Genomic DNA, 15,211 nt, shown 5'->3' with positions numbered 1-15,211 from the left:
CTCTTCCTTCTTCTTCAAGCGGCCTGGTGGATGGGGATGACCTTGGCTGGGCCGGTTCCACGCTCCTCAGCGCGCGCCGGGCGGATCTGGCCGCGTTCCTCGACGAAGAGCACGTTCTCGTCGGCCTTGTCGCTGTTCACGAACGAGCGAAAGCGCTTGCGCGTCTCGGGGTCGGTCACAGCCGTCTTCCACTCGCACTGGTAGGTGTTCACCACGTGCTGCATCTGGGTTTCGAGCTCGTCGCACAGGCCCAGGCTGTCTTTTTGCAGCACGTCCTTGAGGTAGTCGAGGCCGCCCTCCAGGTTCTCGCGCCAGGTGCTGGTGCGCTGCAGTCGGTCGGCGGTGCGCACATAGAACATCAGCACCCGGTCGATCATGCGCACCAGGTCGTCCTTGGTCATGTCGGACGCGAACAGCTCGGCGTGGCGCGGCTTCATGCCGCCGTTGCCGCAGATGTAGAGGTTCCAGCCCTTTTCGGTGGCGATGATGCCGATGTCCTTGCCCTGCGCCTCGGCGCATTCGCGCGTGCAGCCCGAGACGCCGAACTTGATCTTGTGCGGGGCACGCAGACCCTTGTAGCGGTTCTCCAGTTCCACCGCCAGGCCCACGCTGTCGCCCACGCCATAGCGGCACCAGGTCGATCCCACGCAGCTCTTGACCGTGCGCAGCGACTTGCCGTAGGCATGGCCGGACTCGAAACCGGCGGTGATCAGCTCCTCCCAGATCAAGGGCAGTTGCTCCAGGCGCGCACCGAACATGTCCACCCGCGCACCGCCCGTGACCTTGGTGTACAGGCCGTACTTCTTGGCCACCTGGCCCACGGCGATCAGGCCGTCGGGCGTGACCTCGCCACCGGGCATGCGCGGCACCACCGAGTAGGTGCCGTCCTTCTGGATGTTGCCCAGGTAGTAGTCGTTGCTGTCCTGCAGGCCGGCCAGCTCTTTCTTGAGCACGAACTCGTTCCAGCACGAAGCGAACACGCTGGCTGCCACCGGCTTGCAGATGTCGCAGCCCATGCCCTTGCCATGCTGGGCGAGCAGGTCGCCGAAGCTCTTGATGTTGCCCACGCGCACCAGGTGGTAGATCTCCTGGCGCGAGTACGCGAAATGCTCGCAGATGTGGTTGTTCACCGCCATGCCGCGGCGCGCCATCTCGGCCTTCATGACCTGAGTCACCAGGGGCACGCAGCCGCCGCAGGTAGCGCCGGCCTTGGTGCAGGCCTTCATCTCGGCGATGGTGCAGGCGCCGTTGCCCACGGCCTCGCAGATGCCGCCCTTGGTGACGTTGTTGCACGAGCAGATCTGCGCCGTGTCGGGCAGCGCGTCCACGCCCAGGCCGGGTCTGGCCTTGCCGTCGCTGGACGGGAAGATCAGGAACTCAGGGTCCTCGGGCAGCGCGATGCCGTTGAGCGCCATCTGCAGCAGGGTGCCGTATTCGGTGGCGTCGCCGATCAGCACCGCGCCCAGCAGTTGCTTGCCGTCTTCGCTGATGACGATCTTCTTGTAGACCTGGCGGCGCTCGTCCACGTACTGGCAGGTGCGGCTGTGCGGTGTTTTCGCGTGCGCGTCGCCGATGCTGGCCACGTCCACGCCCATGAGCTTGAGCTTGGTGCTCATGTCCGCGCCCACGAAGGCGGCGTCGGCGTCGCCTGCGATATGGCGGGCGGCCACACGCGCCATGTCGTAGCCGGGCGCCACCAGGCCGAAGGTCTGCTCGTTCCACGAGGCGCATTCGCCGATGGCGTAGACGTCGTGGTCGCTGGTACGGCATGCACTGTCGATGGCCACGCCGCCGCGCGGACCGACCGCCAGCAGGCTCTGGCGCGCCAGGTCATCGCGCGGGCGGATACCGGCGGAGAAGACGATCATGTCGGTCTCCAGCCAGGTGCCGTCGGCGAACACCATGCGGTGGCGCGCGCGGGCGCCATCGGTGATCTCCTGCGTGTTGCGGCCGGTGTGCACCTGCACGCCCAGCTCCTCGATCTTGGCGCGCAGCACGCGGCCGCCGCCCTCGTCCACCTGCACGGCCATGAGCCGCGGGGCGAACTCGACCACGTGGGTTTCAAGACCCATGTCGCTCAAGGCCTTGGCGCACTCCAGGCCCAGCAGGCCGCCGCCCACGACCACGCCGGTCTTGGACTTGGCGCCCGAGGCCTGCATGGCCTCCAGGTCTTCGATGGTGCGGTAGACGAAGCAGTGCTCGCGGTCGCGCCCCGGCACCTGGGGCACGAAGGGGTTGGAGCCGGTGGCCAGCACCAGCTTGTCATAGCTCAGCACCTCGCCATCGGCCGTGGTCACGGTGCGCGTGCGGCGGTCCACCGATGCGGCGCGCGCCGCCAGGCGCAGCGTGAAACCGGTGCGCTCGAAAAAGCCGGGCTCGACCAGGGAGAGCTCATCGGCCGAGGTGCCGCTGAAGAAGGCCGACAAATGCACGCGGTCGTAGGCGGGGCGCGGCTCCTCGCACAGCACGGTGACTTCGACGCCGGTGATGCCGGTTTCGGCCAGGCTTTCGAGGAACTTGTGGCCGACCATGCCGTGGCCAATGAGAACGATTTTCATCATGCTTGCGCATCCTGCAAGAACCCGGGGAACCGTATCGAGGGGTACAGGATGTGCCGTGCCTTGTGGCACAACGCACCCTCCGCGGAACCACGGGCGTGGGTTGGAACTACCAGGCAGCCCGCTGCGACGCTGCGGCTTGCCCGGGTGTTCCGCCATCATTAGCGGAGGGGTTGTTTATCAGTGCGCAGGCAGCTTTACCGGCGGACAACCAGTGTTCAGCAATAAGCGTGCCCGGCTTTTCGAGGGGGATTCATCGCCACGCGCCCAGGCTTTGCCCTCGGGGCGCCTCGCTGCGGTGCAGCACGTCACCAATTTGGGGCGGGCGCCTGGCGAGCCCCCGCCCTGCCCCGGTGCTGCGGCAACGGGGAGGCGCTTCACTCGTGGCGCAGTGCGTCGATGGGGTCCATGCGCGCGGCCCGGCGCGCGGGGAAGTAGCCAAACACCACGCCGATGCCGGCCGAGAACACGAAGGACAGCAGGTTCACGCCCGGGTTGAACAGGTAGGGCACGCCCATCAGCACCGACAACCCCAGCGACGCGGCCGTGGCCAGCACGATGCCGATGAGCCCGCCCAGCGCCGCCAGCACCACGGCCTCGATCAGAAACTGCAGCAGCACCTCGCGCTCGAGCGCGCCGATGGCCAGGCGCAGCCCGATCTCGCGGGTGCGCTCGGTCACGCTGACCAGCATGATGTTCATGATGCCGATGCCGCCCACCAGCAGGCTCACGGCCGCCACCGCGCCGAGCAGCGTGGTCATGACCTTGGTGGTGCCCGACAGCGCCTCGCCCAGCTGCTTGGTATCGAGCACGTTGAAGTTGTCCTCATCGGTGTCGGAGAGCTTGCGCAGCTCGCGCAGCAGCTGGGTCAGGCTGGCCTTTACGCGCTCGGGTTCGCTGCCGTCCTTCATCGACACCAAGAGGGTGTTCACGCGGGTGTTGCCCGTCACACGGCGCTGCAAGGTGCGCAGGGGCACCAGCACGGTGTCGTCCTGGTCGTTGCCGAAGGCGCCCTGCCCCTTGGAGGCCAGAACGCCCACCACCTCGCACGAGAAGGCCTTCACGCGCAGTTGCTCGCCCACCGCGTCGCGCGTGCCGTAGAGCTCGCGCCGCACGGTCTCGCCGATCACGCAAACCGCAGCGCCGGCGCGCAGCTCATCGTCGGTGAATTCGCGGCCGATGCGCAGCGTCCAATTGCCCGTCTGCAGCCAGGCATTGGTGCTGCCGATGATGCTGGTGGACCAGTTGCGCCCGCCCGCCACCACGGTGGCGGACGCACGCGACTCGGGCGCCACGGCCAGGATGCCGCCGATCTGCTGGGCGATGGCATCGGCATCGGTGTCCTTGAAGGCCGCGGCACCGGTGCCGCCGCCCGGCCCCATGCGCTGGCCGGGGCGCACCTGCAGCAGGTTGGTGCCCAGGCCCGAGATCTGGTTCTGGATGGACACCGTGGCACCATTGCCCAGCGTGACCATGGTGATCACCGCGCTCACGCCGATCACGATACCGAGGATGGTCAGGAAGGAGCGCATGAGGTTGCGCCGGATTGAGCGCAACGCCAGCAGGATGGAACTGAGGAACATCAGCGCACCTCCGCCGGCAACACTGCAGCGGGAGCGGCCAGGCCGCGCGGGTGCGGGTTCGGCTCGTCGCTGCCCACCACGCCATCGACAAAGCGCACGATGCGCCGCGCGTACTCGGCCATGTCGCCCTCGTGCGTGACCATCAGCACGGTGATGCCCAGGTCCACGTTCAGGCGCCACAGCAGCTCCATGATCTCGTGGCTGCGCTGGGTATCGAGGTTGCCGGTGGGCTCGTCGGCCAGCAGCACGGCCGGTTCGGTGACGATGGCGCGGGCGATCGCCACGCGCTGCTGCTGCCCGCCCGACAACTCGGCCGGCGTGTGGTGCTCCCAGCCCTTGAGGCCCACGGCGGCCAGCGCCTTGGCCGCCGCCGCATGGCGCGCCGCTGCGGGCTCGCCGCGGTACAGCAGGGGCAGCTCCACGTTCTCCTGCGCCGAGGTACGCGCCAGCAGGTTGAAGCCCTGGAAGACGAAGCCAAAGAAGCGCCGGCGCAGGCGCGCGCGCTCGTCGCGCTGCAGCGCCTCCACATGCACGCCCTTGAACAGGTAGTCGCCCGTGGTGGGCCGGTCCAGGCACCCGAGGGTGTTCATGGCCGTGGATTTGCCCGAACCGCTCGGCCCCATGATGGCCACGAAGTCGCCCTGGGCGATGTCCAGGTCCACGCCCTTGAGCGCCTGGAAGGCGAGCGCGCCTTCGCCGTACACCTTGGTCACCGAGCGCAGTCGTATCAGCGGCACGCCGCTGTCCTGCAGCGCGCCCGTCATCGCGCTGCCCCGTTGCTGCGCTGGTCGGTGATCACCGCCATGCCGGCGGCGATGCCCTCACCCGTCACCTCGGTCATGCGGCCGTCGCTGATGCCCGCGCGCACCTTCAAGGCCTGCGGCGTGCCATCCTTGAGCACCCAGACCTGCTTCATCTTCGATGCGGCGTCCTCGCCCGGCGCACCGCCGGCTCCGGGGCGGCGCCCGCCCTGGCCACCCGGGCGCGGCATGCGCGGCATGAGCTGCCCCATGATGCCCCCACCTTGCTGCGCCGCCGGGGGTTTGCCACCGGCAGCGCCCGGCGCACCGGCCGCGCCCGCAGCCTGCGCTGGCGTGAAGCGCAGCGCCGTGTTGGGCACCAGCAGCACGTCCTTGCGCTCGGTGGAGGTGATGGTGGAGGCCGCCGTCATGCCGGGGCGCAGGCTCATGTCGCGGTTGTCCACCTCCAGCCAGGTGACGTAGGTGACGACGTTGTCCGTCTTGGTGGAACCGAAGGAGACGCGCGTGACCGCGGCCGGGTAGCGCCGCGAGGGGAAGGCGCTGACGGTGAAGCTGGCCTTCTGCCCGACCTGCAGCGAGCCCACGTCGGCCTCGTCCACGCTCACGTCCAGGCGCAGCCGCGTGAGGTCTTCGGCCACGGTGAACAGGGTCACGGCCTGCAGCGACGCGGCCACGGCGTTGCCCGGCTCCACCGTGCGGGTGAGCACCACGCCGTCGATGGGCGAACGGATGGAGGCCTTGGACAGGCTGGTTTCGTCGGTGGACAGCGCCGCACGTGCGTCGTCCACCGTGGCGCGGGCGCTGGCTTCGTCGGCGCGGGCCCGCTCCAGTGTGGCGCGGCCGGTGTCGAGTTCAGCGGCCGAGGGCACCTTGCCGCCGGACAGGCGCGCCACTTCTTCGAGGCGGCCCAGACTTGCCAGCGCCTCCTTGGTGGTGGCCGCGGCCTGTGCCTGCCGCGCCTGCGCGGAGGCCAGCGAGGCGCGCGAGCGCAGCACCTGCGCATCGAGCTTGGCGGTATCGAGCTCCACCAGCACCTGGCCCTTCTTGACCTTCTCGTTCACGTCCACCATCACCTGGCGCACCGTGCCCGACAGCTCGCTGCCAATGGTCACCAGCCGCGTGGGCTGCAGCGTGCCGTTGGCCGACACAGAGAGCGTGAGGTCACCTGTCTTGACCTCTTCGGTCACGTAGACCGGCGCGGCACTGGCCTGCTTTTGCAGCTGCCAGGCGTAGATGCCGCCGCCTGCCAACGCCAGGGCGGCCACGCCCAGCCACAGCGAGGTGCGCCGGTACCAGCGGCGCGGCGGCTCGCCGCCCAGCAAGGACTGCAGGTCGGCCGGGGCACGGGCCCCGGAGGCGGCAGCGCCGGGCTGCGATGGCTTGGTGTTGTCGGTCATGGCGATGGGCTCGGAAAAAGACAAAAAGAGAGGGGCTGAACGGCCCGCGCACGGGCCGTGCGCGGGTTCAGTGGCCTTTGGCTGCCAGGTGTCCGTGCGCCGTGTGCGCGGGACCTCCAGGTGGCTGTGAAGAGAGAAGAAACTGCGTGCAGTGCGTGCGGCCGGCGGCTACTGCGGCTGCCAGCCGCCGCCGAGCGCCTTGTACAGGCGCACATGGTCGGCGGACAGGCTGGCCACCGTGGTGGCCACGCCCTCCTGGGTGGACAGCAGCGTGCGCTGGGTCTCCAGCACCGACTGGAAGTCGATCAGCCCGCTGCTGTAGCGCTGGCGCGCCAGCAGCTCGGCATTGCCGGCGGCGTCGGCGGCGGAGCGCAGGCGCACCAGGCGCTCGCGGTTGCCGCGCAGGGACACCAGCGCATCTTCCACATCCTTGAGTGCGGTGAGCACGGCCGCCTGGTAAGCGATGCGCGCCTGCTCCAGGCTGGCCTCCTGCGCCCGCACCTGGGCGCGCGCAGCACCGCCGTCGAGCAGCGGTACCGAAATGCTGCCCAGCAGCGACGCAGCCACGGCGCTGCCGCCGCTCAGGGCGCCGAGGGTCAGCGCACGCAAGCCCAGCGATCCGCTGATGCCAAAGTCCGGGTAGCGTGCCGCATCGGCCTGCGAAACGCGGGCCAGCGCGGCAGTGATGCGCTGCTCGGCGGCGCGCACGTCGGGCCGCTGGCGCAGGGTGTCGGCAGGGATGGCCATGGCCAGTTCATCGCCGGGCTGGGGCACGGCCACGCTGGCGGCCAGTTGCGCATCGAGCGCAGCCGGCGCCTGGCCCGTCAGCACGGCCAGGCTGTGGCGCGACTGGGCCAGGCTGGCTTCGAGCGCGGGGATCTGGGCGGCGGTCTGCTCCGATGCCGCACGCGCCTGCTCGGCCACGAGCGAGGTGGTCAGGCCCGCCTGCAGGCGCCACTGCGTGATCTGCAAGGTCTCGCCCTGGCTGGCCAGGTTGCTGCGCGCGATCACCAGGCGCTGCTGCAGCCCGCGCAGCTCGATGTAGTTCACCGCCACCTCGGCCGCCAGCGACACCTGCACGTCGGCCAGGCTGGCCTCGGCGGCGCGGGCATCGGCCTCGCTGGCGTTGACCCCGGCGCGCACACGGCCAAACACGTCGGGCTCCCAGCTCGCATCGAAGCCCAGCTGGAAGTTGTTGCCGGTGCCGCTGTTGCCCGAACGACTGCGCTGCGCCGAAGCCGATGCGCCCACCTGGGGCGACAGGCCTGCGGCCTGCACATCCACCTGGGCGCGCGCCTGCCGCAACGCGGCCTGGGCGGTGCGTACGCTGGTGTTGGCCGTGAGGGACTGTTCGACCAGCGCGGTCAGCTGCGGGTCACCCAGGCGCTGCCACCACTGGGCCAACGAAGTGGCCGTGACGCCATGCGCAGCCGTTGTGCCGGCGGCCCATGCCGTGGGCACGAGTGTGTCGGGCAGGCGTGCGTCCTGCGGGGCCATGCCGGCGCAGCCGGACAGGGACGCAGCCAGCGCCAGCACGGCAAAAGGCACGCCACGGCCCAGGGGCCGCGACGGTGTCTGGCCGGAGGCTGCGGGGGAAAGGAAGGACAGAAGGTTCATGGATGCTCAGGGTGCGCTCTCGCTGGTGCTGCCATTGTGCAAAACCGATCCGTCGCAATGACTGCCAACGTGTGAACCCCAGGTAAAGAATCGACACAAACCGGCCGCGCATGCCTGCGCGCCCCGACCTTCCACCCCCTGCCAGCCATCCCTTCGAAGCGTGTCTTTCGCACAGGGAGTCGCATCCACAATTTTTGTACATAGACAATCAATGCACTCATTTGACAAAAACAGGTGAAATCAAGAAACTGAATCACCTCAATGAACGACCTCTGAAGCCATGCAGCGACTCACCGACTACACGCTCTACGCGGATGCCCAGGCCCACTTCTCGCCCGACCGGCTGTGGGAGCTTTTCGATGGAAATCGCGAGCGGTTCAACATCGCCCATGAGTGCGTGGACCGGCATGCGGACACCGGCCGCGATGCGCTGGTGGTGGTGCATGCGGGCGGGGAAGACGAGGTCATCACCTATGCAGACCTTGCTGCGGACTCGTCGGCATTTGCCCACTACCTGGAGTCCTGCGGCATACAGGCCGGGGACCGCGTGGCCATCATGCTGGAGCCCTCGCGCGCCTTCTACACGGCCATGTTCGGGGTGATCAAGCGCGGGGCCATCGCCGTGCCGCTGTTCACGCTGTTCGGCCCCGACGGCGTGCGCCTGCGCGTCAACGACTGCAAGCCGGCCCTGCTCGTCACCAACGAGCACAAGGAAGAAGTCGCCCGCTCCATCGACGGCCTGCAGGTGCTGGTCTTCGATGCCGGCTTCTTCAAGCGCCTGGCCGACTTTCCCACGGTGTACGAGGCCACATCCCGGGCCGACGACCTGGCCGTCTTCCAGTACACATCGGGTACCACGCGGGAGCTGCCCGAGGCCGTCAGGCACACGCACAAGGCGCTCGTGACCCTGATGGTCGCGGCCCTCTATGGCACGGGGCTGCGGCCCGGGGACCGGTTCTTCTGCCCCTCGTCCCCGGCCTGGGGCCATGGCCTGTGGCATGGCACGCTCGCGCCGCTGGCACTGGGCCTCACGGTGGGCGCCTACAGCGGGCGCTTCAATCCCGAGCGGCTGCTGCAGGCCCTGTCGCAGCACCGCTTCACCAACATGTCGGCCGCCGCCACGCACTACCGCATGCTCAAGAACTGCGGCAAGGCCGACGAGTACACCTTCCATTTCGAGAAGCTGTCCTTCACGGGCGAGCCCATTGACGACGACACGGCGGACTACGTGCACCAAAAGTTCGGCCTGGAGGTCTGCAGCATGTATGGCACCACCGAGATCGGTGTGGTGCTGGCGAGCTACCCCGGCGCGGCGGACTTCCCGGTCAAGCGCGGATCGCTGGGCAAGGCCGTGCCCGGCACCCGGGTGGAAGTGCACGACGCACAGGGCCAGGTGTGCCCCGTGGACGTGACCGGCCAGCTGATGGTGCTGCGCCGCGGCGAATGGGTGCCCACCAAGGACCTGGGCCGCATGGATGGCGACGGCTACTTCCACCACGGCGGGCGTGCGGACGACGTGATCATCTCGGCCGGCTGGACCATGAGCGCGGTGGAAATCGAGAACGTGATCCTCATGCACGGCGACGTGCTCGAGGCCGCCGCCATCGGCGTGCCCGACGCCGTGCGCGGCCAGGTGGTCAAGGCCTTCGTGGTCAGCGCGCGGCCGGCCAGCGAGGCCTTTGCCCAGGAAATCCAGGAACTCGTGAAGACCAAGCTGAGCCAGCACGAGTACCCGCGCCACGTCGAGTTCTCCCCCGAGCTACCCAAGACCCCCGCCGGCAAGGTGCACCGCAAGGTGCTGCGCGAGCGCGAGGCGGCAGCCATCGCCACGGCTGCGGCATCCACGGCATCCCTTTCCACAGCCCTTTCCACAGCCCTTTGATTTTTTACCACCCCAAGGAGACAACCCATGAGCAGTTCCAACCCCCGCAGTTTTCCCAAGATCACGGAGAGCGGCCTTGACGACCTGCGCCAGCGCATCGGCGTGAAGATCGGCCAGATGGCCGAACCCTGGTGCTTCGAGGCCACGCGCGACAACATCCGCCACTATGCCCATGGCATCGGCGACGACAACCCGCTGTGGTGCGACCCCGAGTACGCCGCGAAGTCCCACTACGGCGGCATCGTGGCACTGCCCAGCTTCCTGTTCTCCACCAGCCGCATCGTCTCGGGCTATGTTGGCGGGCTGCCTGGCGTGCATGCCATGTGGTCGGGTTCGGACTGGACCTGGCACAAGCCCCTGCACCGCAACGACGAGATCCGCACCGAGGCCTACCTCAAGGACCTGGTGGAGCACCAGACGCGCTTTGCCGGCCGCGCCGTGCAGCAGATCTACCACGTCGACTTCTTCAACCAGCAGGGCGACAAGGTGGCCGAGGCGGACAGCTGGTGCTTTCGCACCGAGCGCGACCATGCACGCGAGCAGGGCACCAAGTACAAGGAGGTGCGCGCACGCGAGCCGCGCCGCTACACCGACGAGGAACTGGCCGAGGCCTTCAAGCTCTACCGCAACGAAGAGATCCGCGGTGCCACGCCCCGCTACTGGGAGGACGTGAAGGAAGGCGAAGACCTGCCCGTGCTGTTCAAGGGCCCGATGACCGTGACGGGCTTCATCGCCTATGCCCAGGGCTGGGGCGGCCTGTACATCCGCGCCAACAAGCTCGCCTGGAAGCTCATCGACTCGCACCCCGGCGTGGGCATCAAGAACCGCTTCGGCATCCCTGACGTGCCAGAGCGCGTGCACTGGGAAGAGGACTTCGCGCTGGAAGTGGGCGCACCGGGCGCCTACGACTACGGCCCGGAGCGCACCTCGTGGCTCACCCACCAGCTGACCAACTGGATGGGCGATACCGGCTTTCTGCAAAAGGCGAGCTGCAAGATCCGCCGCCACAACCCCGAAGGCGACCTGCTGTTCATCAAGGGCAAGGTCAAGCGCAAGTACATCGAGAATGGCCAGCACCTGGTCGAGATCGAGCAGGAAGCGCACAACCAGGACGGCGAGCTCTCGGTGGTCGGAAGCGGCGTGGTGGCGCTGCCATCGCGGGGATGACACCCGATGCGCACGACCAGTAGCGGCGCACTGCGGGGGCTGAAGGTCATCGACCTGACGCGTGTGCTCGCCGGGCCGCTGTGTACCCAGGTCCTCGCGGACCAGGGTGCGGACGTGGTGAAGATCGAGCCGCCCGCGGGGGATGAGACGCGCCGGCTCGGGCCGCCCTTTGACAGCTCGGGCAGTGCGGCCTACTTTTCCGCACTCAACCGGGGCAAGCGCGCGATGAGCCTGGACCTGTCGATGCCGCAGGCGCAGGAAGTGCTGCACCGGCTGCTCGGCGATGCCGACGTGCTGGTGGAGAACTTCCTGCCGGACACCATGGAGCGCTGGGGCCTGGGCTACGAACAGGCCCTGGCCGAGCGCTACCCGCGCCTGGTCTACTGCAACATCACGGGCTTCGGGGCGGACGGCCCGCTGGGCGGGCTGCCCGGCTACGACGCGGTGCTGCAGGCCCTGTGCGGGCTGATGAGCGTCAACGGCGACGAATCCTGCGGCGCCACGCGCATCGGGATTCCCGTGGTGGACCACCTGACCGGCTACGTGGCGCTCTCGGGCATCCTGATGGCGCTGCATGCACGGGGTGCGGATGGGCGCGGCCAGCGCGTGGAGGCGGCGCTGTACGACACCGCGCTGAGCCTGCTGCTGCCGCACGCCTCGAACTGGCTGGCATCGCAGAAGGACCCCGAGCTGCTGGGCAGCGCGCACCCCAACATTGCGCCCTACGACAAGTTCCGGGCCAGCGATGGGGAGCTGTTCATCGGGATCATGACCGACGTCCAGTTCCAGCGCTTTTGCAGCCACGTCGGCCTGCAAGGTCTGGTCGTGGACGAGCGTTTCACCTCCAACGCCCAGCGGCTCGTGCACCGGGACGCGCTCAAGCAAGCCATCGAGACGGCCATTGCGTCCATGGACTGCGAGCCGCTGTGCGAGTCGCTGATGCGCGCGGGCGTGCCCGCCGGTGCGGTGAACTCGATCCCGAGGGCACTGGCCCATGCGCACTGCGCGCACCGGCAGATGCTGGTGCAGCGGGACGGCTACACCGGCGTGCGCTCGCCGATGCGGCTGATGGGCACTCCGGGCGTGGCCGGGGCGAGCCCGCCCCGGTTCGCGCAGGACGCGGAGCAGATCCTGGAAGGCCTGGGCTTCGGCCCAGAGGAGCGAGACCACCTGCAGGGCAGCGGCGCGGCCCCCGCAACACGGCGATAGCGTTTCGATCAAGAATACACAAGGAGACAACAATGCGACTGATTGCTGCAGTGATGGCGGCCGCCTGTGCCATGGCGAGCCCGGCACCGGTGGGCGCCCAGACCTACCCCGCCAAGCCGATCAAGATCATCGTGGCCTACCCTGCCGGGCAGGGCACGGACATCGCCACCAGGTACCTGGCCGAGCAGATGTCCCGGGACCTGGGGCAGGCCATCGTGATCGACAACCGGCCGGGCGCCGGAGGCAACCTGGGCACGGAGATCGCGGCCCAGGCCGCGCCCGACGGCTACACCCTGACCATGGGAACCAATGCCACCCATGCGCTCAACCAGTACCTGTATGCGCGCGTGCCGTTCGATGCGGAGCGGGACTTCGAGCCCATTGTCCTGGTGGGCACCTTTCCCATGGTCGTGGCCGTCAACAGCCAGTCGCCCTTTCACACCCCGAAGGAGCTGGTGGACGCGGCCACCCGCAGCACGCGGTCCGCCGACATTGCCATGCCCAGCACCAGTGCGCGCCTGGTGGTGGAGCTGCTCAAGCAGCGCTCGGGGGCACCGGTGTTTGGCGTGCCCTACAAGGGCTCGGGCACTGCGATGACCGATGTGCTGGGCGGGCAGTTGCCGGTGATCGTGGACACCCCCACGGGCTTGAGGCCCCACCTCGCTGCGGGCAAGGTGCGCGCCATTGCCGTCACATCGGGCAAGCCCAGCAGCCTGGTGCCGGGCGTGAAGACCATGGACGAACAGGGCTACGCCGGCTTCGAGGTGATTGCCTGGAACGCCTTGTACGCGCCCAGGAACACCCCTGCAACCGTGATCGCCACGCTCAACGCCGCCATGAACAAGGTGCTGCAGCGCCCCGAAGCGCGGCACAAGCTGCTGGAGCTGGGCTTTGAGCCGGCGGGCGGCACTGCCACCCAGCTGCGTGAATTTGCGCTGTCCGAGCGCAGGAAGTGGCAGCCCGTGATCCAGGCGGCCGACATGAAGGTGGATTGAGCCAGACAGCCCGGCGCGGGCTCCATGCCAGAGGCCCGCAAAGCTAGTCGGGCGTGTCGCCTTCGGCGGGCAGCGGCACATACACAAGGCAGGTGCGCAGAACCTGCTCCTGCTCCGGGCCTTGAGCGCCGCGTGAGGTTCTCAGGGCCTGCACCTCCACCCTGGCGCGCTCGGCATCTGCGTCCAGCAGGCGGGCACGGAAGGTGACGAAATCCCCAAGCATGGGCATCGCCTCGACCTTGATGGCATCGAGCTGCACCAACGCCACATTGCGCCTGAAATGACCACCCGGCAGCACGGCACCTGCCTGGTCCAGTTGCGCCAGCACCCAGCCGATGGGGAGCTGCCCACCGATCCCCAGATCTGCAGGCATGGGAATGGTGCGAAGCACCGTCTGGAGACCTTCGCCGGGAATGGGGGAGCTATCGAACGCCATGCGCTAGCTCCGCGCCACCAGCAGGTTGCCGATGGCCTGGGCTTCGCGCAGCATCGTCGCGGCCAGCTCGGTGGTTTCGGTGGCATTGAGCTGGCTGGACATGCCGGCCGCCACCAGGGTGTGCGTGAGGCTTCCGCCAGGCGAGCAAATGGGCACGGCGACCACGGTGAGGCCACTCATGAAGTTGTCGCGGTCCAGGCTCCAGCCCTGCGCCCGGGCCAGTTCCACCTCCCGCTTCCAGGTGTCGAAGGCGGGCTTCTTGTCCCACTGCGTGGCATTGAACTTCTGGCGCAGCTGGGTCCAGTTCTCGCCGCTGTAGGCGGCGATCAGCCGGCCGGTGGCACTGGCCAGGTGGGAGAACTGGCTGCCCACGTCGGTGTGCAGGCGAAACGGCTGGTTCGAGCGCGACAGCGCGAGCACCACGACGGATTGCTTGGGTGTGATCTCCACGCCCATGGCCGTGACCCCCCGGGTGGACGCCAGCCGGTCGAGCGCGGGCTGCACGAGCTGCGCAAAGCCGCTGCTCTCCAGCACGCTGCGGGCCAGGCTGATCATGCCGCTGCCCAGCAAGTAGCGCTTGGTCGCCGGGTCGACGCTGACCAGCTCCTCGCTGACCAGCACGCGCAGGATGTGCAGGCAGGTGCTGGGCACCAGGCCCAACTCATCGGCAATGGCCTTGACGCCCAGGCCCTGTTTGGCGTTTCCGAGGAAGCGCAGGATGGCAATGGACCGGCTGACGGCCGGCACGGGCCGCACGCGCACGGCAGGCTTCTGGGGGGTCGGCGGCGCCGGCTCGGGCGACGGTGTGCGCTTTGGAGGCATGACAAGGGACGAGGGCCAAATTTGCATGATAGTGCAGGGCTGCTGGGGCAAGCCCCTGGAACCTCGCGCCGTCCCCGGTGCAGGGAGGCCGGCCCTCATGCGAGTCGCTCCGCAGGCAGCATTTTCATGATCGCCTGCGCCCGCAGGACCATCTGGCCATCGACCGCCACACTGCCCTGCATGAAGAGCATCTGGTGGGTGCGGTGCGTGATCTGCGCCCGCGCCTGTGCAAACTGCCCCTGCCGCACGGCGGTCAGAAACTGCGAATCCAGCTGCAGCGTCACGCACGGCACCCGGCCGCTGGCCTCCCACGCCACGGTGCTGATCGCATGGTCCACCAGGGTGAGCAGCGCACCGCCATGCACCACCCCGGCAGGATTGAGGTGCGCCGGTGCCATCTGGAAGCCATAGGCCCATCCGTCCCCTTCTCGCCGGGTCCACAGCGGCCCTGCCGTGCCGGCGAAACCCGCCAGGGATCGCACCTTCCAACCACCCTCCTCCGGGGACGGGGGCGCTCCACCCGGTACTGCCTGCGCATCGGTCATGGCGATCACTCCATTTTTTGTACAAAACACCGTTCAATTGTCTCCAGACAATTTTATGGCAAAGGTACAAACAATGGAAGGCATTGCGCCATGCGCGATGCGACCCGCACCACGGACGGCGCCAGGCGAAAGGTTTTTGACGGAACAAGACGAAGTGCCGGGGATGGCAGGCGCTGCGCGCGGGGTCCCGGGCCAGCAATGCAGCGCGGTACTGGGGAACAGCCCGATGGAGGCCCCGG

General features: G+C 68.4%; 12 protein-coding genes. 4 read left to right on the top strand and 8 right to left on the bottom strand.

The window, feature by feature from the left end; all coding sequences use genetic code 11:
• Positions 1-14 precede the first annotated feature (14 nt).
• From nirB to AC0IZS_RS17655, 5 genes are all read right to left on the bottom strand, one after another.
• Complete coding sequence (nirB, locus tag AC0IZS_RS17675) at positions 15-2,558, bottom strand: nitrite reductase large subunit NirB (protein WP_471639546.1); 2,544 nt, start codon at positions 2,556-2,558, stop codon at positions 15-17.
• Between the two features lie 377 nt (positions 2,559-2,935).
• Complete coding sequence (locus AC0IZS_RS17670) at positions 2,936-4,141, bottom strand: ABC transporter permease (protein ID WP_471636800.1); 1,206 nt, start codon at positions 4,139-4,141, stop codon at positions 2,936-2,938.
• Positions 4,141-4,905 carry an ABC transporter ATP-binding protein gene (locus tag AC0IZS_RS17665; RefSeq protein WP_471636799.1) on the bottom strand — a complete coding sequence of 255 codons (765 nt, stop codon included), beginning with the start codon at positions 4,903-4,905 and terminating at the stop codon, positions 4,141-4,143. The genes AC0IZS_RS17670 and AC0IZS_RS17665 overlap by 1 nt, the downstream gene beginning before the upstream one ends.
• A complete protein-coding gene (locus AC0IZS_RS17660; RefSeq protein WP_471636798.1) occupies positions 4,902-6,299 on the bottom strand; it encodes an efflux RND transporter periplasmic adaptor subunit in 1,398 nt (465 codons plus the stop codon). Before AC0IZS_RS17660 ends, AC0IZS_RS17665 begins: the two co-directional genes overlap by 4 nt.
• Before the next feature lie 168 nt (positions 6,300-6,467).
• Positions 6,468-7,796 carry an efflux transporter outer membrane subunit gene (locus AC0IZS_RS17655; RefSeq protein WP_471639545.1) on the bottom strand — a complete coding sequence of 443 codons (1,329 nt, stop codon included), beginning with the start codon at positions 7,794-7,796 and terminating at the stop codon, positions 6,468-6,470.
• Between the two features lie 400 nt (positions 7,797-8,196).
• On the opposite strand from AC0IZS_RS17655, the gene AC0IZS_RS17650 reads away from it, so the two are divergent.
• Genes AC0IZS_RS17650 through AC0IZS_RS17635 form a run of 4 tightly spaced genes read left to right on the top strand, consistent with a single transcriptional unit; the run spans position 8,197 to position 13,169 of the window.
• A complete protein-coding gene (locus AC0IZS_RS17650; RefSeq protein ID WP_471636797.1) occupies positions 8,197-9,798 on the top strand; it encodes an acyl-CoA synthetase in 1,602 nt (533 codons plus the stop codon).
• A 27-nt stretch (positions 9,799-9,825) separates the two neighbouring features.
• Positions 9,826-10,965 (top strand): FAS1-like dehydratase domain-containing protein, encoded by a 1,140-nt coding sequence (locus tag AC0IZS_RS17645; RefSeq protein WP_428002047.1) that lies wholly within the window; start codon positions 9,826-9,828, stop codon positions 10,963-10,965.
• A gap of 6 nt (positions 10,966-10,971) precedes the next feature.
• Complete coding sequence (locus tag AC0IZS_RS17640) at positions 10,972-12,174, top strand: CaiB/BaiF CoA transferase family protein (protein WP_471636796.1); 1,203 nt, start codon at positions 10,972-10,974, stop codon at positions 12,172-12,174.
• Positions 12,175-12,206: 32 nt separating this feature from the next.
• Positions 12,207-13,169: a Bug family tripartite tricarboxylate transporter substrate binding protein gene (locus AC0IZS_RS17635; RefSeq protein ID WP_471636795.1), complete on the top strand. Its 963-nt coding sequence runs from the start codon at positions 12,207-12,209 to the stop codon at positions 13,167-13,169.
• A gap of 43 nt (positions 13,170-13,212) precedes the next feature.
• Here the strand turns inward: AC0IZS_RS17635 and AC0IZS_RS17630 are convergent, their stop codons facing one another.
• The 3 genes from AC0IZS_RS17630 to AC0IZS_RS17620 form a co-directional block, all read right to left on the bottom strand.
• The gene (locus AC0IZS_RS17630) at positions 13,213-13,542 is read right to left on the bottom strand and encodes a hotdog family protein (protein ID WP_471636794.1); all 330 of its coding nucleotides are present in this window, start codon (positions 13,540-13,542) and stop codon (positions 13,213-13,215) included.
• Positions 13,543-13,608: 66 nt separating this feature from the next.
• The gene (locus AC0IZS_RS17625) at positions 13,609-14,454 is read right to left on the bottom strand and encodes an IclR family transcriptional regulator (RefSeq protein ID WP_471636793.1); all 846 of its coding nucleotides are present in this window, start codon (positions 14,452-14,454) and stop codon (positions 13,609-13,611) included.
• Between the two features lie 68 nt (positions 14,455-14,522).
• On the bottom strand, positions 14,523-14,972 hold the full coding sequence (locus AC0IZS_RS17620; protein ID WP_471636792.1) for a PaaI family thioesterase: 450 nt from the start codon (positions 14,970-14,972) through the stop codon (positions 14,523-14,525).
• Between the last annotated feature and the right edge of the window lie 239 nt (positions 14,973-15,211).

It is taken from the genome of Acidovorax sp. AC410, assembly GCF_979253235.1.
This window is presented reverse-complemented; position numbering and strand designations above follow the sequence as displayed.